Origin of the sequence: Eubacterium sp. BIOML-A2 (assembly GCF_009680135.1) — a bacterium.
GTDB classification, from domain to species: domain Bacteria; phylum Bacillota; class Clostridia; order Lachnospirales; family Lachnospiraceae; genus Faecalicatena; species Faecalicatena contortus_B.
Window position 1 is genome coordinate 45,518 of the sequence record NZ_WKZK01000010.1, and the last position, 17,730, is coordinate 63,247.

Sequence of the window (17,730 nt, forward strand, 5' to 3'; positions counted from 1 at the left end):
TCCTCCCACTAACTTATCAATCATATTTTTATTTATGGCGGCTGCTTCCCAGGGGGCCGATGTCACCGCACCGCTCCCCCGAAAATCTGTAATGTCCAACTAATACGTTATATAATTGCCTGACGCGCTCTTCATCCATTCCGGCTATGATCCTGAATACTATACCTCTACACTTATCAATTTGCTTCCTTCTGTCAGGAGCCATTTTAATATAATGGTAGCGTGCAATGGTATATATCTCTTCCAGAACCTCGTTATCTTCTTCCTTATCCATTAGATAAAGCATTTGTACTATGCATTGCCTATATCCTTCATTTTGCATACTCAGCACCTTCTTTCATCAAGATCAGCAACAACATCGTTTGCCCCTTTGGCTTTATATCGTCTTTTCCGCCTATATTCTTCGTTACTCATGTCGGAATCTCCCTTCCTCTTGGTTTTCGCATTTCGCATCGTATAAACAACAGGTACTGTTCCATCATTTCTTTGACTCCCAAATAACGACAATAAGTAACTGCTCCCCGATATTGAAAGTCTGCCACGAGTGTTACCAAATGCTTATAATTATATCGCTTATAGCTGGCGGCTTCTTTGCTCCCATTTTCCGCTGCTTCCCATATTTCAAATAGCTTTTCGTAGAGCTCTTCAAACATAATACGGTGGCGGTACCTATCCTTGCTTAACATAATCATCTTTTTACAGGTCAAGACCCGATACGGAACTTGTACATATTCCGAAATATTCCTAACTTCTACCGGTTCAAGCTCCTCCTCTCCCTTTAATGCCACTTCTAACAAATCCTGCGTTACATTTGCAAAGTCAGCAAAAGTACAGATATGGTATGGATGGTATTTTATAAGTTTCTCTAAATTATCCAAATTCAATTTGTTCTTGCCCTTCCCACCGGGATTATGCTACTATGTATTTGCTTTATAGTGTAGCTCCGGCTATGCCGCCCCTGTCAGTGTTCGCAGCACTGGCAAGGGCTATTTTTTATGCGATGGAGAATCTTCTGCTCTCCGTTGTCCTGATGTACTGGTCATACAGCTTTGCATGATCCGCTTTGAATGCTTTACCATCAAATCTGTTTGAGATAACCGTTGTGAACCTTACCATATAATCCCCGGCCTTCTGCTCCTCCAGATCCTTCCTCTGCATGTCTGCTTTGATCTCCGCTTTCAGTGCCTCAATCTGTTCCTCAATCTCCTTCTGCTGCGCTTCCAGCTCTTTCAGCTTTCTTACGCGGTTGACAATCATTCTCTCTGTCATTGTAAAATCTCCTTTCCAGTGCAATCCCTTGAGCATCTTCTTGACTATTACTGCATCTCCAGACCGTTCACAAGTATATGGCTCAAAGTTTGTGGGGGCTTTCGGCTTCCCCGGTTGCTTTTATTTATTGTTGATACCGGTCTGGCATCCGGCTGAATCATCTTCCTGGCTATTGATCCCTCTATTGTTCACTCACAGGTATATGGTTTTCAGCTTCACAGCTTTTCGGGCTGTTCGTTTGCCTTACCTTTATCTTGATTATATTATATCGTGTACACGATATGTTTTCAATTGACATTATACACAAATATCGTGTGCAAGATTTGGCTATTTTGTATCTTGTGCACGATTGAAATTAATGTTATAATCTAACCATAATAGAAAAGGTGTCTCCATTATCAGAGCGCCCCCCATGAAAGAAGGTGATACTTTTGGCAGGAAAAACAGACTATAAAAATAAGTGGCAGTCTGAAAATAGAGAAAGAATTAATCTCGTTGTCCCAAAGGGTTACAAAGAAACAGTACGCCAACATGCAGATATGACAGGGGAATCAGTCAACGGTTACATTAAAAAGGCTATTGATGAACGAATGGAACGCGATACTGAATAAAGCTCAAAAGTGAGCGAAACCAGATTCCTTTTTAGGGCCTCGGAAATCTCTGAATAACCACTGCCACTCCGTCAATACTATTTCATGAGAGGATGTGTTATCATGTCATTACCAAACCAGAAGAAAGAATACACCATCGAAGATATCTATGCCCTGCCTGATGGGGTACGTGCCGAACTGATCGACGGGCAGATCTATTATATGGCCCCACCAAGTACTACCCACCAAAGAATATTACATCACCTTGATAGAACAATCGGTAACTATATCCACTCTAAAGGTGGACCTTGTGAAGTGTTTCCTGCCCCATTTGCCGTATTTCTCAATGAAGACGATACGAAATACGTAGAACCGGATATCAGCGTAATCTGTGACCCTGACAAATTAACGGATAAAGGTTGCACGGGAGCGCCTGACTGGGTTATTGAAATTGTATCACCAAGCAGTAAGCGCATAGACTATTTAACTAAATTATTCAAATACCGTACTGCCGGTGTACGGGAATACTGGATAGTCGATCCTGAGAAGAACCGTATTTTGGTTTATAATTTTGAATCTGAGGATACAGGGGACTATACTTTCTCCGATTCCGTAAAAGCAGGCATCTATGAAGACCTGTCAATCGACTTCGGACAATTGAATATTTAACCCACTGCCGCCCCCGACCATCAGGATTGAGGGCGGTTTTATTTTCCCTTTTAGGGCGTCGGAAATGTCGGAATAACCTTTTTAGAATCTCATATTTGTCAAGATACTCCTTTTAGGGACTCAGAAAATGAAGAATATTTTTAAGATATAAAAGCAGAAGCATCCCGCTGCTGTTCTATCAAGTATATAACAGCCTGTTTCATATCCCCCTAATATGCAAATTATCAATGTCCAACACTATTCCATGCAATTCTTATTAAAAAGCCATTTTAAACCTTTAGCCTTATATTTCTACCCTAAAGGCATTTAAATTGATTTTATCCCATTTCACCACGACTATAATCGTTGTTCAAAATATTGCAGCGCATCCGATCAGCCCGTTTTTCTCTCTGTTCCTCATTCAAGTTCATTCCCGGGTTTATTCTTATCCATCCTACCGGAACCCTGGCACAAATGCTGCCATCTTTATTCTCTGCAATGATCCGGCATTCCTCCGGGCGGCTCTCAGCCAGCTTCATCACTCTTGTAATGGTTCTGCCCTGTGTTAGGCTCACCGTAGCGGTCTTACTGTCTCGCTGCCATTCAATGACATTCTCAATGTTGTTATGATCTGGCAGAGCAATCTCCTTTGTACCACACTTTACAACATCAGCCAGCCGCTCCAGCGTGCTTATCTCCAGATACTCATTTTCAAATATCCAGTTAATTGTACTCATCGAAAGTCCTGTTTTCCTCTCAATGTCCAGTTCATCCAAATTCTTACTTTCCAATAGTTCTTTATATCTATTCACATTTAATCTCATGTTTTCCTCCTTTATGCAGACATAGCCATACCATATCAGCTCATATTATGTGATAACGATGATCACTTCCACATACCTTACCAAAACCTCACCTAAAAGTGATTTATTTCCACATGAACGTAACCATGTCCGAATTACCTCTATCCCGCTTAACGATGCCGTCCCAACACCGCTCTCTGGTATTTACTTGCCTGACTCATTATACCGGTTGGCTTGACCTCTGGCTCATTTCCCGGATATTTCAAGAAACCAACATCCCAATCATAGAAATACAATTCCAGATCGTACAGATCACAGACATACAGATATAGGTTCCGCTCTTCAAAGATACTGTTAATTGTCGCCCGTGAATACTTCTTACCGAAAAATATAGCCTGGTTCCTCATGTTCTCCAATGCCTGTAGCTTTGTAATTGTCATGTGCCATTTATCAAATTGCTTATATTTTGGTTTCTCATATTCAAGATAATGGAACGGGAACTTAATCGGAATTCGTTCACGCCTTGCAAGCCCGAGCATCCTGTAGGAAATATAGTTATAGCTGCCGATAGATACATTCTTAATTCTGTCATAAACCGGAAACGGATAGCATTCCCGGCACAGAAGCCCATCTCCATACAGATATAGCTTTGTACGCCTGCTGCCACACTTCGGGCAAACAAGAAACAGCTTTTCACCAAATCCTGTCCTCTGCTTCGTGAACTGTATGTTGTACTCTTTTCCGTTTATCTTTGCTATGGCGGCAGTCATGTTCCTCGCGCCCAGCTTTATGCAATCCTTTACATCAATATAGCTTCTCATTCTCCGCTCCTTTGTTTTGTAAATATACGAAATACTAAGTATACAACATTGCAACGTCCCTTTTAGGGGATCTCGAATGTCTTGATCCTGTCCCCAATCTATTATTGCAACACTTCAAATAGTATTCGAGTTTATTCTTAGATTGAGATGGAAAAAATATTTTCAGAGTGCTGCACCATTGGAAACAGTTACCCACTCCGGTTCCTATCACGTTTAAATCGGTGCTGGAAGGGTCGGGGGGCTTCTCTTTGTCTTCAATACCACACCCCCATATATGCGGCCCGTGCATTATCTGAATCCCCACAACCGGTCTACTATAGGCTTTCCTGCATTTTATTTTAGGGGGGATTCAGCACAATGTAGCCTGCTGCCAGATCCCAACAAATAAATACCGTTCGCATTCGTCGGTTTCCGAACGTTCGGAACGTCACCATATTCCAATGGCATCCCTCTCAACCTCACTTGTCCATGTACGCCGGAAAGATTCAAGCCCTATATGATGAATTGATGCAGCCGCAATATATTCTTCATAGTACCCTCTGAACTTCCGGCTCCTGCTGGGCTTTCTTAATTCCCGCATAGCTTTGTCCTGATAACTCCGTGCTACCTCCCGTGAAAGATTATACTTCTCTCCTATTTCCTGTAGAGTTTTGCTATCCAGGAACCGGCAGCGTATTACATCCGATTGAATCCCTGGCAGGCTGTCCACCGCTTCCCAGAGCTGTTTCTTCATGCCTTGGTAGTCCAGCCGGCCGATTATATCCCCTTCCAGCTCCTCACCTGATCCAACAGAGTCCTCTACAGTCAGTTCGCCTTCTTCATCCCCTAAAGGTTCATTCAGGCTACAAATCTGCCCCATTCCTATACTTTCTCTGATGGACTTTAGTTTCTCCTGGCTGATCCCCAGGAGCGCACACAATACCTGATCCGTTGGAGTGGTGCCGTAATATTTCCGGTACTCTGCTTCCATCCTCTTATATTTGTGCATCCATTCCCGGGCATGTGTAGGAATACGCACCACATTACCACAATTCTCAATATATCGTTGCATACCTTGTCTGATCCAGAACGCAGCATAAGTGATAAATACAACTCCCTTCTCCGGGTCATAGTGTCGGACAGCTTCACACAAAGCAATATATCCCTCCTGCATAAGATCATCTAATTCAGCACGGCACGTAAACTTCACAGCCATCATTTTTACAAACCGCTGGTTCTGCTGCCATAGCTGCAGCATATTGTCAGCTTCATCTATACTGGCCCGGATCAACGCGACTAACTGCTCATTGGATCGGAAAAGGGGATCTTCCATCGTCTCCGCAGATGTACCACTTTTTTGTTCGTATTCGGAATTTTGTGTGAGGATTGGAGGGCATGCGGTCTGATGAATTTTATCGGAACTTTTCAGACCGCCCCTCCCAGTCATTTCAGAAAATTTTTCACGGTTCGCTCTCGGTTCAACCTGTAATTTTGTGTTGTTCACCAATGGTTCAACTGGAAAGTTCTCACTGCTTCCTCTTTGCTTATTTTGAAATTCCCCGTTGTTCCTCCGTAGTTCGTTTTGAAAATTGCCGGGGTTCACCCGGTGTTCATTTGACATATACAGCCCACTCCTTTACAATAAATGTTAGGTTTTTAAGGCTGTGGGCTTGTCCTTTGTGGCAAGCTCTTTTATTTTTGCATCTGGCCTGCCTCCCACTCTCTGTAAATCTCCATGAAGTTATCAAGAGGAAGGATCGCAAGCCATTCACAATGGTTTCTACGATGCATAACTACTGGTATCTCTTCTCTACGTGAATCCCTTTCAGCCTGTCCCATTGCATCATACAGGCTTAACCGCTCCGTCCGCTTACACTCGATATGTATTCCAGGAAGACCAACGACATCAGCGTCCCCATTGCTGCCGCAAAACTGCTGCCCTCTCCTGCAATCATATCCATAATCCCTTAATACTCCTGCCAGCTCGCGTTCTCCTGCTTTACCTTTATTCCTACTGCGCTTCCCTGTTTCCTTTCTGTCCATTTGCCCTTCTCCTGATTTCATTTTTTAGTTGTGCCACTTCTTCCGGCCTGTTTCTTAATCCGTTCAGATACTGCAACATGTCGCCAGACACATACAACAGCCGGGGATGTACCTTTTCTATTCCAGTACCATAATTAGCCATATCATGAAGTTGCACCAGCGTCCATTTTCCTTCAACCACAATCAGAGATTCAACCTTACAGCCTCTCTCCTCCAGTTTCGCCTTTATAATCATGCCTGCCTCATACTCATTATCTGTATACAGCACAATATGTGGCTCATTTTTATCAATACCATTCTCCTTAAAATCTGCTAATATGTTCACGCTCACTTACTCGTTGGCTCCTCTCCTTACTCGTTGATTCTCATATACCCGGGCCACCGGTCAACCAGTAAAGGGCAAACGCCCTGTTTACAAGGGCTCCATTTACTAGAGGCCCCCCTCCAGTAAATAGCCTTTACTCGCTTTACTCGTTGACCCCCCTCTAGTATCTCAAACCCTTATAAATACTATGTTTTTTATTTACTCGTTGACTTTTTCACTGGGTATAAGAGAAATGAAATATTTACGGTCACTCCCATAGCCAAAATTACGGTATTTTATCTTACCTTCTTTCCTTAATTCGGCTTTGGCATTTTTTAATGAATTCTTGGTTATACTTTGCGCCGCTGCCATCTCATCCAGTTCCGCAACCTCTTTTTCACCATCACTCAGGAATGACAATATAAACTCTTTCGCCTCTTCCTTTTGCGGCCTCTGCTGGACAATAAATGAATTCTCGCTTACAAACTCCCGGTCTTTCTTCTCTGTATAGCCTTTGTTTATAATACTGCCATTTTCAATGGAGAAAAGTACCGTATCACCCGTCATGCCATAATTACACTTCTCATGTGACAGATAGCGAACACCCTTTTCCGGAGTATCTCCCACCATTAATACACTTCTGGATATATCCCAGATATCAGCGCTGTCTGCTATCCTTTTCCGACCATAAACACCGCTCTGTTTATTTGCATGAACAATCACAAGGAAAGTAGTCCCGTATTTTTCGCCCAAACCAATCAAAGGATTCAAGCATGATCTCATGGCATTTCTTTGTCCCATCTGGATGTCTGGCGGTATAAAACTTTGAATCGGATCAAATATTACCAGCTTTGGACGATAATGTTCAATCAGTCTTTCAAGAAACGGGCTATCGAACTTTACATCAGAAAACCGTTCATCTTTCAGGCTGATGGAATGTATATTCTCCAATGCGGCTCCAGCCTTTCTCAGCCTGCTACGCAACGTATACTCTGCCGAATCTTCTGATGAAAAGAAAAGAACTGTTCCCGGATCTGCCTTGGAAAAGTCTTCCGGGATTCCGGCCTCAAGAAAACAAGGATTCCCACTACTAACCGCTGCCGCTATGTCGCACCATATAGTTGTCTTTCCTGCGCCCCCATCCCCGGCAAGCGTTGTGATCTGATATCTTGGTATGTAGTCTGTAATAAGCCACTCAGGACTTTTTTCTTCAACCTCTTTCATCGTTAACATTTCAAGACTATAGTTTTTCTGCTGCCGGAATTTTCCATTATCATGTATCGCAGTATAAGGTTTCTCAGTTTTCCATCCCCGTTTCAACGCCGGGAATACTGTCTTCTCAAGTTCCTGATCCGTGATCGGCGGGATACACTTCTTTGCATTTTCGGCCCTAACTGCTGCCTTTATGGCTCCATCATCAAGGCCCTTTGCCTTTAGGCTCCCAATCAGCCGGATCATACTGTTTGTCCTCTCCCCCTTTGGTATCACTTCCGGCTCCTGGAAAGTCTGTTTCTCCCAGTCCTCTGGTGCAGGCCCCATAATGAAGTTCATAACTCTATTGTCTGCCTGGGCGATTTCACAATCCCCCGGCCCCTGCTCCCATTCATACTGACGACCATTTGGGTGTATGCTGGGTGGTGCTACTATGTAGCCACCTTCTCCCCGGATGTCAACGCCATCATAAAGTCCTGCTCTGTTTCGGTTGGTGGCTCCATCTTTATATATGTAGTGATATCCTCCGCGACCAGTGATGCTTGTCCAGGTTTCCGGCAATTCTCCGTTTTCCTTCTGCCAGGCTGTCAGACTCTCATATCCATTAACGCCCTTTTCCTCGTCCACATCCAAGTCAATCACCACCAAGCCACCTGAAACGCTCCCTGTTGCTATTCCGATATTATAATCCGGGTATCTGTCCCACCATGCTTCTATCTGTTGTTTATTTATAGTAGCTGCCTTACATCCATTCTCTGTTGCCGGTCGCTTATCCTTTGGCTTCAACGGGAACACTGCCAGCCCGATTTCAGCATACTTTAAAGCCCAATCCTTCATTGCCTCTGCCATTATTCACCCGCCCCTTGTTATCTTATAAAATCCTGCTGCCCCTCTGGTTCTTTTAGTGCCTGTTTAGCACTTCTCGTTGCCGCAAATGTGTTTCTTGCCCTTGCATCCATTATTCGGCAAAACTCTACTATCTCCTGCCTGTCCTTTGGTTTCCAGTAGCCATTCCCTGAACCACTGCAGATAATTGCACCGTGGTTCCTTTCATAGGCTATATGCTGCTGTAGTTTCCGTGAGGAACTGCATCCACTCAGCTTGACTAGATCAGCAGTGGATATTGCGTTTTCCTTGCCTACAGGCAGGAGACTTGCTATTGGATAATCTGCCTTGCCGGGCCGATTCCCTATATGTACTCTGTTATGCTTATTTTTTTGCATTCCCTATTTTACCCCCGTCAGTGAATTGAAATACTCGTCAATCTTTCGCCTGTCCCATAGTACCCTGCGTCCAATCTGGACTTTTGCGCCAATCTCCTCACCAAGTTTCATGGCATTATTACGCCCCAAGTTGGTGTAGGCTCTTAATTCCTCTGTGTCCATCAATCGTGATTCTCCTACCACTGCTGTTACCGTTCTGTTTTTCATAACTACCTCTCTTTCCGTTTATCATTATTTATACAACGCTTGTAATCATTGCAATCATTTGTTACAATAGCAATTATAAAGTAACATTTTTATATTTGCAATATTTTGTTACCATATATTTACCAATGCAACAAATTTGATCTTCAAAAATATCAGTATGGAGGATAAGACTATGGATGTAACAAAAAAAGGCTCAAAAAATTTAGAGAAGCACGCTAATGTGTCATATACTGTTAAATCTTTTGGGGAAAAATTAATAGAATTGCGAAATGAGCGGCACCTTACCCAAGCACAGTCGGCTAAGTTAATCGGCATAACAAGGAATACTCTTAGTATGTATGAAAGAAATGAACGATGTCCAAATATAGATATTGCTGTAAATACGGCAAACAAATATAATGTTTCTCTAGATTATTTATTTGGAACAGGTTATAAAGATAAGAGAAAAAATCATGAAAGTCTTTACGACTATTTTTCAGAAGAGGCTCTTGATCTTTTAGCCGATAGTCATATAAATAACTTTGTAGATGCTATACTTTCGCACCCTAATACAAAAAAAATAGCCGATATAATATATGCTACACATTACAAGCCTTTGATAAATTCTTACGAAATCAATTATATATCAAGATTAATCTCTGATTTATTATATAATATGATTGTAAATATAAATAAAGAGGCTTACCAACTACGTCCCATGCTAAGTAGTGAAATAGAAGAATTACTAGAAGCAGTTAATGATTGTATCAGAAAACTGGAGACATCACGCATTCTTTTACGCACGGACTATGACAAATACTTGGATTGTGAAGATGATATTCAGACCGAATTAGAGCGAATAAAATCGCTATTGGAAAACTCACCCGAAACCGAATACAATCAAGCCAAACAAGAAGGTTTCGTTGAAGCAATTAGAATGTTTGCCGATAAAGAAATTCAAATTAAAAAAGTTCCCGCTGATGATCCACTTATGAAATTGGAGGAAGAATTCCGCCAATATTTAAATAAAATACCACTCAAAAAAGCTATAAAAATGTCCATAGATGAACAATATGAAGAAGCCAGAAGATACATGGAGAATGAGCAGAAGAAATAATACACTTCTCTCTTTATAATACAGCTTTTTATTAAGTATCTATTTTCTATGCACCACTTAAACCCTATTCATTTTCAGACTTACTTCGAACTATTTTGAAAAGTGCATACACCACAATTCTATAATCAGAGGTAACACCTGATAAACAGAAATCATGAAAAAGTCCGCAAAATGAGGCTTCATAACACTCTATAAACATACCAAAATCAAATAAACTTTTTCATAATACATGCCGGGCGCCTCAAAAGCGACTACCCGGCACTTATTTTAAAAACTTCCTGCTGCATATTCCAATTTTGTACTTTTTTTGTACTTTTCTTGATTTCAGCTTTCCCCCATGCTATACTACTAATCGTTCCCAGCCCTGAAAAATAAGGTCTTATGGGCTGAATCAAACCGAGTGTTCGAGACCTTCCACTCGTAAAACAAAACTAAAGGAGAATTTAATAATGAAAGATTCACAGAGCAAAAAAGTGCTGTTCACAGCACAGGCAGCGATGATCGCTGCGATCTATGTGGTGCTGACCATTGTGTTTGCGCCGTTCAGTTATGGAGAGGTGCAGGTTCGTATTTCCGAAGCCCTGACAATTCTTCCGGTGTTTACCCCTGCTGCCATCCCCGGGTTGTTTATCGGATGCCTGATCAGCAACATCTTTGGAGGCTGTATTCTGCCGGACATTATTTTTGGCAGTCTTGCCACTTTGATTGGCGCCGTCTTTACATGGCAGCTGCGCCGCAAAAGCAGATTTCTTGCCCCCCTGCCTCCCATTCTTGCTAATGTACTGATCGTACCGTTTGTCCTTCGCTACGGATACCAGGTACCGCTCCCGATTCCTTTTATGATGCTGACCGTAGGCATCGGGGAAGTCATATCCTGCGGAGTCCTTGGAATGATCGTATATACCGCACTGAACAAGTATCGGCACACAATTTTCAGAACAGCGTAATATAAAGCGTGTTATTTTTAAATCTGCAAAGGACCATCTTCGGAGATATATTTTCCGGAAAATGGTCCTTTTTCTACTTCTAATATTACATTTTTGTTTACTTCACATATCCTATAAATGTATTGCCGCTTCCCGCCGTCATTGTCTCCATATCATTTACGCTGACGGTATTCTCCTCCCCGCTGTCCGGATCAATATACGTGACATCCGTCGTACTGTATCCAGTCAGAAGAATGGCGTGGCTGGAATCTGTCATTGAGATTACAGGAAGGCCTTTATTAATAACGTAGAGCACCTGATCCAAAGAACACCCCGTCAGATTCACCCTTTTTGCATGATACTGCTTCATCTGTTCCTCGCAAGCATCAAAAGAGGATTGATCATCGGCCCGCTTAAATGCCTGTGCTTCTGTGTAGTATACCAGATCCCGGTTGCCCTTTTCCCAGATATATGACTGATCCGAAGATATCACTACGCCCGATACCTGTTCCGCCTTTTGAATTGCATACGCCGCCTTGTCGTAAATTTCAATCAGCTCTCCCATGCCATATACATAATATTTATCTGCTTTTACTTTCCCGTCAAAGGCAATTCTCACTGCTTCATCCAACATGACCTGCTTCGGCCTCAGAATCTTCGGTGACTGGTCTTCAATTCCATCCGCATATGTGAGCCTCATCTGCTTTTCTTTTAAATCTGTGGTATAAGATTCCAGTGTGATATTGCTCTCTTTTCTTACTTCATTATTGCTGATATAGTCCTGTTTCGTTCCCGTATATGTGTCTCCTGATTTTGTGACCCGATTCAGCGTCACCAGGTTTTCTTCAACAAAGATATCGGAAATATACGTTTCTTCCACAGAATAGGTTTTTACAACTTTATTTTTACTGTCCCGGATCTCCAGCGCATACATAGGAAGCAAATCCTCCCCGGCAACCGTTCTGCCTTTATCTGCCGGCCTCTGATATCCATATATAAAGTCGCTGGACACAAATCCGAGCGGACGGATCGTTTCTCCGTCTTTTGCCTCCACAATATTTTCCTTTCCGTTTTTCAGATTGAGCACTCTGATCTCCGTAGCTTCTTCCAATGACCCATTCGTCTGATAAGCCAGCATGTGTCCGTCATCGGATGCAGTGTACTGCCCCTCCGCCAGATCCTCTGCAAGGACTTCCTGCTTATTATTATCCAGATCTACCTGGTACAGCTTTCCGCCAGCAAGTACATAGAGCATCTGCCGCTCATGACTGTAGTACACCATCTTCCCCAGCTCGTCTTCTGCAATGGCAAAAGATTTGTTGCTTGGAATAAATGCCTTTTCCTCCACCGCATTTTTGTCGATGTCAAAATAATACACGTCAACACCGACTTCCCCCTCGTGCTCTCCCCTGTTCATATATCCATAAACTGCAAATGCCGTACTGCCGTTGTCGTCCACACTGATGATCCGTACTTCATGCTGATCATACCTGCTGCGAACGTCATGTCCTTCTTTATTTGCAAAGCTGAACACCAATGAGAGCTCATCCGCATCCTGGTTGTATGTCCAAAGGTCCCTTTCCTGTACAAAAGAAACGATTGTGCCATTTTTGTTCGTCTCGTACGGCACATTAGATGAGGCTATACCAAGCAGGATACCATTTTCGTTTAAAACTTTTTTATTGCCATTAAATACCTGGTTCATACTTCGGTTGTAATCCAGCAAATATAATTCATCTCCACTGTATCTCACCCGAAAGAATTCCTTGATATTGTATGTTTCGACCTCTTCCCCATCCCCCACACATGTTACCTGATACTTCGCCAGAAGAGAGGTATATACACTGTTGCTCTCCTTGATGCTCCATTCTACGTCACTGGAAATCTCGGGGGCCAGGTTTCCCCATGTCAGCTGCGAACTGCTGGAGTGAATTGTTACCGTCTGAAAGGTCGTATTATCTCCTTCTTCGTTGGGCTCAAGATATGTGCTGAGATCGGACGCATTTTTTTTGTCAAATGTCTTGGTATGAAAATCTTCTGCAAAATTCAGGCATTCTCCGACAGCAAGATCATCCGGACGCTCAATTCTTGTATAGAAATAAATGTTTTGCTTTTCCACCTTTAGTGTGACCTTTAGAACAGCTTCCGATATCTCTTCCGCCAGAGCACCATTCAGATCCAGCTGTATTGCAGTGTCTGACAGATCCTTAATCTCACCCTTTTTATAAATCTCTTCCCCGTCCAGTGAGTATACCTCATAATGAATTTCCTGTATTACATTGCCATCCGTATCTACTGCCATCTGAAGCGTTCCGTTTTCTTCCAGCGGAGTTATCGTATCCCGCATAGCGGTAATATCCATTTCATTGACATAACCGGCCAGCGCATTTACATTTTTGCCCTGTACCGTAAAAGATATCCGCGGCAAAGAAGGCTCACCCAAGTCAACCGTCAAATCGGCCGTCCCTCTGTTTGTCAGCAGACTGCTTATGACAATTGCGATAAGAAACACGCCCGCCAGAATGCCCGCTTTTATCCACCTCTTTTTTTTCATTTGTCAGTCCCCTTTATTAAAAAAGATTATGTTACTGTTCACACTCTGCGGGCGTGCACAGCAACAAGATTATCCCAACTCCCATTCTCATTCCACATCCGGATGCAGCAGCCTTCCCAGTATCGGATTCACATGAAGCAATGTCTCACATTCCTTGATTTTTTCTTCTGCAGCAGTACTGTTTTTACCGGTTTTCACCGCACGCAGCAGTATATTCTTCGGCGTGTGCTCCATATCGATAAATTCCAAGACCTGTGTGGCATATCCGAAAGCCTCCAGATACTTTGCCCGCAGCCCGTCTGTCACCAGAGCGGCAAACCGTTCCTTTAAAAGTCCATAATCCATGACCGGAGCCAGCTCCCTGTTTTCCATCTGCCCATTCAATTCGTGCTGACAACAGGGGACTGAAAGAATCACCTTTGCGTTCCAGCCAATGGCTTTGGCCAGCGCATAATCCGTCGCCGTATCACAGGCATGGAGCGTTACCACCATATCCACAGACTGTACGCCTTCATAATCCGCAATATCCCCCTCCAGAAATTGCAGTTTATCATAACCGTACTTTTCCGCCAGCCGATTGCAGTTCTCAATCACATCCCGCTTCAGGTCAAGGCCGATGATGCGTATATCATACTGCTGCATTTCGTGCAGGTAATGATACATCGCAAACGTCAGATAAGACTTTCCGCAGCCAAAATCCAGAATAGTAAGCTCACGCCCCCGGTCAAGCTGAGGCAGAATATCCTCAATAAACTCCAGAAAACGGTTAATCTGCCGAAACTTATCAAACCGGGCTCTGACAACACTCCCATCACCGGTCATCACCCCCAGATCCTGAAGAAACGGAACCACCGTCCCCTCCTGAACAATATACTTCTTACTTCTGTTATGTGATAATTCCGGTGCCTTCACCTCCGCAGCCTGCCTCTTCCTCTGAATCGTAAGTTTCCCCTTCTTGCTCACAAGAACCGTATAATTCATTGACCTCGTCGTCATCTGCAGCTGCCGGAACGCTCCCATATACTCCACAATCCGCCTGCCCGCATCCTCCGCCGTCAGATTTTCATGAAATGCCTGCGTCGCCGTGAAAGATTCAAATTGAAAATAAAGGCTTCCCTTCTTTTCCACCGGCCGCACCTTAATCTTCAGCACCCCATCCTTCGTACGGGGATTACTAAGAATCCCCTGAATAAAATCTATATTTAAAATATCAACCAGTAAATCCTGTAAAGATTCCATAAGCACCTCTTCAATCAACCATCATTCGTTCCTACCTAATTGTAAAGCAAAACACCGGATGGTGCAAGAAACACTTCCTGATTGGGTACACTTTATAATATCAGTATCCTCAAAAAGCCTAAACATATTAGAAAAAATGAGAATATTCTGAAAAAGGAACGCAAAGGGGTCAGACCCCTTTGCAGTAGGGTCTGACCCCTTTGAACACTTCCCCGCTTTACTTCACCCGAGGAAACTCTATCGTTACTTTAAACAAATCGCCGTCCAGATAAAGTCTGAAATCTCCTTCCTGCATTGTTGTCAGGCTCTTTGCAATTGACAGGCCCAGTCCGCTGCCTTCCGTGCTTCTTGAGATATCACCTCTGATAAAACGTTCGGTTAGTTCATCCGCAGAGATATTCAGAGGCTGTTCGGAAATATTCTTCAGAGAGAAGCCTACATTCTCCTCCGTCACCCACAGATCCGCATATACACGCGTTCCGGGCATTGCATACTTGGCGGCATTGTTATAGATATTCTCCAGTACACGCCACATCCGCCTTCCATCCACGTGAATCATTGCCGGCCCGTCCGGCAGGTTTTGAATCATTTCCAGGTCCTTTGCCGCGAATTTTTCTGCAAACTCCCCGGCAGTCTGATTGATCATCTCCACCAGATTGACGTCCATAAATTCCAAAACAATATTCCCGCTGCTCACTTTGGATGCTTCCACAACGTCTTCCGTTAGTGTTTTCAGACGCTGCGCCTTTGCCTCCAGTATATCCAGATAGCCCTTTATCTTCGGGTCATTAAAATTCTCCCGTTTTAACAGATCCACATAGTTGATGATGGATGTCAGCGGGGTCTTAATATCATGGGACACATTTGTGATCAGATCTGTCTTCAGACGCTCACTCTTCATGCCCTCTTCCACGGCCCGCTGCAAGCCGTTGCCGATATTATTCACCATCTCGGCCATCTTCAAGTCCCCGCCGTTAAGGCGGTCCAGCGGGATCTGATAATCCACGTTGCCTGATGCAATCTCCCGGATTCCTCTTTTTATCCTGCTCTTGGAAACAGCCCCTCTTACTACCAAAAATACGGCGGCCGCCTCTGCCAGCAGCATAAGAATAAAGAAGCCGGAAAAACCTCTTACCCCAATTGCCAGCCAGTGTATTACCACAAAGACCCCCAATGAGAATACTGCCCGGAATGTGACATTACGGTTCAGCCAGAACTCTTTTAAAAACAGACAAACGCTCCTCAGCAGGCTGTTCTTCCAGACCGTCCCTGCCTTAATTCTGCGCACAAGGCTCAGGTAACCAAACAGGAAACACGCCGTAGTGAATGCCGTAAGTATACCCGTTAATATTAGATCAGATAAACTTAAATAGCTGCCATACCCTCTGTATGCCATCTCCGTAAATAATTCCCACGAATAGCTGCCATCCGGATAAACCGATGTGTTAGAAAGTGATCCGACACCGCCCCACATGCTTCCTAAAAAGGTGACAGGTATCAGCCATAACAGGATAACAAACGCCGCACCCAGTTCCGTCTTCCACCTGTCAAACAGATTCAGGTGGACTTCTCCGTCATGTCCGCTCCTTCCCGCAATCAGTGTCATCCATATCAGGATTGCAAGGAATAAGATGGAGCAGATTGTGCTTCCTACCGCCGCCAAACTCATATAAGGCGCATAGGTATTATAATCCTGTGCATCCGCATAAAATGCGTCCTGTATCGGAAAGTTTGTATCCACAGCCGCCGCAAAAATGCAGTCTGCCTTCTGTCTGTAATTGTAGGACTTCACCATAGAACGCCATTCGTTGGCGGAAATATCCATATTTGTTTCAAACTCTGCCAGTTTCGGCCTCACAATCAAATACTTATTGCTGCCGCCGGCCTTCATCTGTTCCAGATTCTCTTTTACAGAATCGTAATCCCGGAGATGGCTGTTATTTGTATATACTTTTTTCGCACTTTCATCTACAAACATGTAAATGAAATTCGTGTTCCCTTCTTCCCATGTATCACCTGAATAAAGGTATCTGTCAACCTGGGATGACAGCGTACTCAGAATGTTCTGCAGATAGCCGTATACCCGGGAAAGTTTCCCATTGAGCTCCGGCGACTTATTTACTACCTCTAAAATATTCGCAGCCCCTGCCGGCGTATACTTCTCCCTCAGTGCCTCGCTGAATGTCCAGCAGTCCGTATACACTGTGATACCATCGGTATTCTTAATTGCCATACTATTATAATAACCCGATGTATAATATCCGTTTTCCAGCTGTTTCATAAAATCTTCAGATGTGATTCCTTCGACTTCCAGCCTCAGTTTATTATCCTCAATCAGAGCCTTAAACTCCCCTATATAATAATAATGATAAGTTCCGTCCGGCTTCTCGCAGACAACCACACCATTGTCATCGTAGCTGGCCCCTTCCTCCGTGTACTCGCTGCTCCAGTTCACGAGGTCCTCCAGAGTGTATGCCAGACCGCTTTCATTCTCCCCGTCAATCACTCCGTTCTTCGCAAAGTTTATAATATCAACCAACTTTTCGGGATTATATTTGCCGTCTGTCTCAAAATTATTTTTCATAGCAATGCCTTCCATGACATCCCATGTGGCACTGGATACTAAATTCTTAAAACTCGCGGATTCTTCATATGGCTTGCTCGCAGACTTCAGGAAACTATCGCTCCCTCTGCTTCCGGAAAAAGCCAGCATGATTACCATGCCAAGAACAGCTGTAACTACCGTAAGGTGGGCAAGCAGCAGCAGAATCCCTTTCGTCACCGGCTTTTTATACCAGTTTTTCATAGCGCTCCTT

18 protein-coding genes are annotated in these 17,730 nt (G+C 43.6%); 4 read left to right on the top strand and 14 right to left on the bottom strand.

Features of this window, described 5'->3' with window-relative positions; translation table 11 throughout:
• Positions 1–28 precede the first annotated feature (28 nt).
• The 3 genes from GKG43_RS05780 to GKG43_RS05790 all read right to left on the bottom strand — a co-directional run bounded on the left by GKG43_RS05780 (position 29) and on the right by GKG43_RS05790 (position 1,269).
• Positions 29–322, bottom strand: coding sequence for a hypothetical protein (locus GKG43_RS05780; RefSeq protein WP_055151857.1), 294 nt, complete (start codon positions 320–322; stop codon positions 29–31).
• Between the two features lie 88 nt (positions 323–410).
• The gene (locus GKG43_RS05785) at positions 411–878 is read right to left on the bottom strand and encodes a hypothetical protein (protein ID WP_129878869.1); all 468 of its coding nucleotides are present in this window, start codon (positions 876–878) and stop codon (positions 411–413) included.
• 115 nt (positions 879–993) lie between these two features.
• A complete protein-coding gene (locus tag GKG43_RS05790) occupies positions 994–1,269 on the bottom strand; it encodes a hypothetical protein (RefSeq protein WP_055151851.1) in 276 nt (91 codons plus the stop codon).
• A gap of 431 nt (positions 1,270–1,700) precedes the next feature.
• Between GKG43_RS05790 and GKG43_RS05795 the strand changes: the two genes are divergently transcribed.
• Together GKG43_RS05795 and GKG43_RS05800 are read left to right on the top strand one after the other, a co-directional pair.
• Positions 1,701–1,880, top strand: a complete 180-nt coding sequence (locus tag GKG43_RS05795; protein ID WP_154253259.1) for a hypothetical protein — start codon at positions 1,701–1,703, stop codon at positions 1,878–1,880.
• Positions 1,881–1,982: 102 nt separating this feature from the next.
• Complete coding sequence (locus GKG43_RS05800) at positions 1,983–2,528, top strand: Uma2 family endonuclease (protein ID WP_055151845.1); 546 nt, start codon at positions 1,983–1,985, stop codon at positions 2,526–2,528.
• 317 nt (positions 2,529–2,845) lie between these two features.
• Here the strand turns inward: GKG43_RS05800 and GKG43_RS23275 are convergent, their stop codons facing one another.
• The 8 genes from GKG43_RS23275 to GKG43_RS05840 form a co-directional block, all read right to left on the bottom strand.
• Entirely contained in the window at positions 2,846–3,331 is a 486-nt protein-coding gene (locus GKG43_RS23275) for a helix-turn-helix transcriptional regulator (RefSeq protein ID WP_240285572.1), read from the bottom strand.
• Between the two features lie 149 nt (positions 3,332–3,480).
• Positions 3,481–4,131 (bottom strand): hypothetical protein, encoded by a 651-nt coding sequence (locus GKG43_RS05810; protein WP_055151842.1) that lies wholly within the window; start codon positions 4,129–4,131, stop codon positions 3,481–3,483.
• A 427-nt stretch (positions 4,132–4,558) separates the two neighbouring features.
• A complete protein-coding gene (locus tag GKG43_RS05815) occupies positions 4,559–5,731 on the bottom strand; it encodes a sigma-70 family RNA polymerase sigma factor (RefSeq protein ID WP_242857543.1) in 1,173 nt (390 codons plus the stop codon).
• 71 nt (positions 5,732–5,802) lie between these two features.
• On the bottom strand, positions 5,803–6,153 hold the full coding sequence (locus GKG43_RS05820; protein WP_055151839.1) for a hypothetical protein: 351 nt from the start codon (positions 6,151–6,153) through the stop codon (positions 5,803–5,805).
• Positions 6,122–6,478 (bottom strand): hypothetical protein, encoded by a 357-nt coding sequence (locus tag GKG43_RS05825; RefSeq protein WP_129878870.1) that lies wholly within the window; start codon positions 6,476–6,478, stop codon positions 6,122–6,124. Before GKG43_RS05825 ends, GKG43_RS05820 begins: the two co-directional genes overlap by 32 nt.
• A 198-nt stretch (positions 6,479–6,676) precedes the next feature.
• Positions 6,677–8,518: a bifunctional DNA primase/polymerase gene (locus GKG43_RS05830; RefSeq protein WP_055151836.1), complete on the bottom strand. Its 1,842-nt coding sequence runs from the start codon at positions 8,516–8,518 to the stop codon at positions 6,677–6,679.
• A 17-nt stretch (positions 8,519–8,535) separates the two neighbouring features.
• A complete protein-coding gene (locus GKG43_RS05835) occupies positions 8,536–8,892 on the bottom strand; it encodes a hypothetical protein (RefSeq protein ID WP_055151833.1) in 357 nt (118 codons plus the stop codon).
• A 3-nt stretch (positions 8,893–8,895) separates the two neighbouring features.
• Positions 8,896–9,099, bottom strand: coding sequence for a hypothetical protein (locus GKG43_RS05840; protein WP_055151830.1), 204 nt, complete (start codon positions 9,097–9,099; stop codon positions 8,896–8,898).
• Between the two features lie 172 nt (positions 9,100–9,271).
• Between GKG43_RS05840 and GKG43_RS05845 the strand changes: the two genes are divergently transcribed.
• Together GKG43_RS05845 and GKG43_RS05850 are read left to right on the top strand one after the other, a co-directional pair.
• Positions 9,272–10,195 carry a helix-turn-helix transcriptional regulator gene (locus tag GKG43_RS05845; RefSeq protein ID WP_055151828.1) on the top strand — a complete coding sequence of 308 codons (924 nt, stop codon included), beginning with the start codon at positions 9,272–9,274 and terminating at the stop codon, positions 10,193–10,195.
• Between the two features lie 449 nt (positions 10,196–10,644).
• Entirely contained in the window at positions 10,645–11,142 is a 498-nt protein-coding gene (locus GKG43_RS05850; RefSeq protein ID WP_050639073.1) for a QueT transporter family protein, read from the top strand.
• 97 nt (positions 11,143–11,239) lie between these two features.
• On the opposite strand, the gene GKG43_RS05855 is transcribed toward GKG43_RS05850, so the two are convergent.
• From GKG43_RS05855 to GKG43_RS05865, 3 genes are all read right to left on the bottom strand, one after another.
• On the bottom strand, positions 11,240–13,675 hold the full coding sequence (locus tag GKG43_RS05855) for a C39 family peptidase (protein WP_055151825.1): 2,436 nt from the start codon (positions 13,673–13,675) through the stop codon (positions 11,240–11,242).
• Between the two features lie 87 nt (positions 13,676–13,762).
• Positions 13,763–14,914, bottom strand: a complete 1,152-nt coding sequence (locus GKG43_RS05860) for an SAM-dependent methyltransferase (RefSeq protein WP_055151822.1) — start codon at positions 14,912–14,914, stop codon at positions 13,763–13,765.
• Between the two features lie 217 nt (positions 14,915–15,131).
• Positions 15,132–17,720, bottom strand: coding sequence for a HAMP domain-containing sensor histidine kinase (locus GKG43_RS05865; protein ID WP_129878871.1), 2,589 nt, complete (start codon positions 17,718–17,720; stop codon positions 15,132–15,134).
• Between the last annotated feature and the right edge of the window lie 10 nt (positions 17,721–17,730).

Excerpts from the sequence above, each read along its gene's own strand:
- GKG43_RS05790 (WP_055151851.1), bottom strand. The coding sequence starts at position 1,269 with ATGACAGAGAGAATGATTGTCAACCGCGTAAGAAAGCTGAAAGAGCTG.
- GKG43_RS23275 (WP_240285572.1), bottom strand. The coding sequence starts at position 3,331 with ATGAGATTAAATGTGAATAGATATAAAGAACTATTGGAAAGTAAGAAT.
- GKG43_RS05855 (WP_055151825.1), bottom strand. The coding sequence starts at position 13,675 with ATGAAAAAAAAGAGGTGGATAAAAGCGGGCATTCTGGCGGGCGTGTTT.
- GKG43_RS05865 (WP_129878871.1), bottom strand. The coding sequence starts at position 17,720 with ATGAAAAACTGGTATAAAAAGCCGGTGACGAAAGGGATTCTGCTGCTG.
- GKG43_RS05820 (WP_055151839.1), bottom strand. The coding sequence starts at position 6,153 with ATGGACAGAAAGGAAACAGGGAAGCGCAGTAGGAATAAAGGTAAAGCA.
- GKG43_RS05800 (WP_055151845.1), top strand. The coding sequence starts at position 1,983 with ATGTCATTACCAAACCAGAAGAAAGAATACACCATCGAAGATATCTAT.
- GKG43_RS05810 (WP_055151842.1), bottom strand. The coding sequence starts at position 4,131 with ATGAGAAGCTATATTGATGTAAAGGATTGCATAAAGCTGGGCGCGAGG.
- GKG43_RS05840 (WP_055151830.1), bottom strand. The coding sequence starts at position 9,099 with ATGAAAAACAGAACGGTAACAGCAGTGGTAGGAGAATCACGATTGATG.
- GKG43_RS05845 (WP_055151828.1), top strand. The coding sequence starts at position 9,272 with ATGGATGTAACAAAAAAAGGCTCAAAAAATTTAGAGAAGCACGCTAAT.
- GKG43_RS05835 (WP_055151833.1), bottom strand. The coding sequence starts at position 8,892 with ATGCAAAAAAATAAGCATAACAGAGTACATATAGGGAATCGGCCCGGC.
- GKG43_RS05815 (WP_242857543.1), bottom strand. The coding sequence starts at position 5,731 with ATGTCAAATGAACACCGGGTGAACCCCGGCAATTTTCAAAACGAACTA.
- GKG43_RS05780 (WP_055151857.1), bottom strand. The coding sequence starts at position 322 with ATGCAAAATGAAGGATATAGGCAATGCATAGTACAAATGCTTTATCTA.
- GKG43_RS05850 (WP_050639073.1), top strand. The coding sequence starts at position 10,645 with ATGAAAGATTCACAGAGCAAAAAAGTGCTGTTCACAGCACAGGCAGCG.
- GKG43_RS05830 (WP_055151836.1), bottom strand. The coding sequence starts at position 8,518 with ATGGCAGAGGCAATGAAGGATTGGGCTTTAAAGTATGCTGAAATCGGG.
- GKG43_RS05860 (WP_055151822.1), bottom strand. The coding sequence starts at position 14,914 with ATGGAATCTTTACAGGATTTACTGGTTGATATTTTAAATATAGATTTT.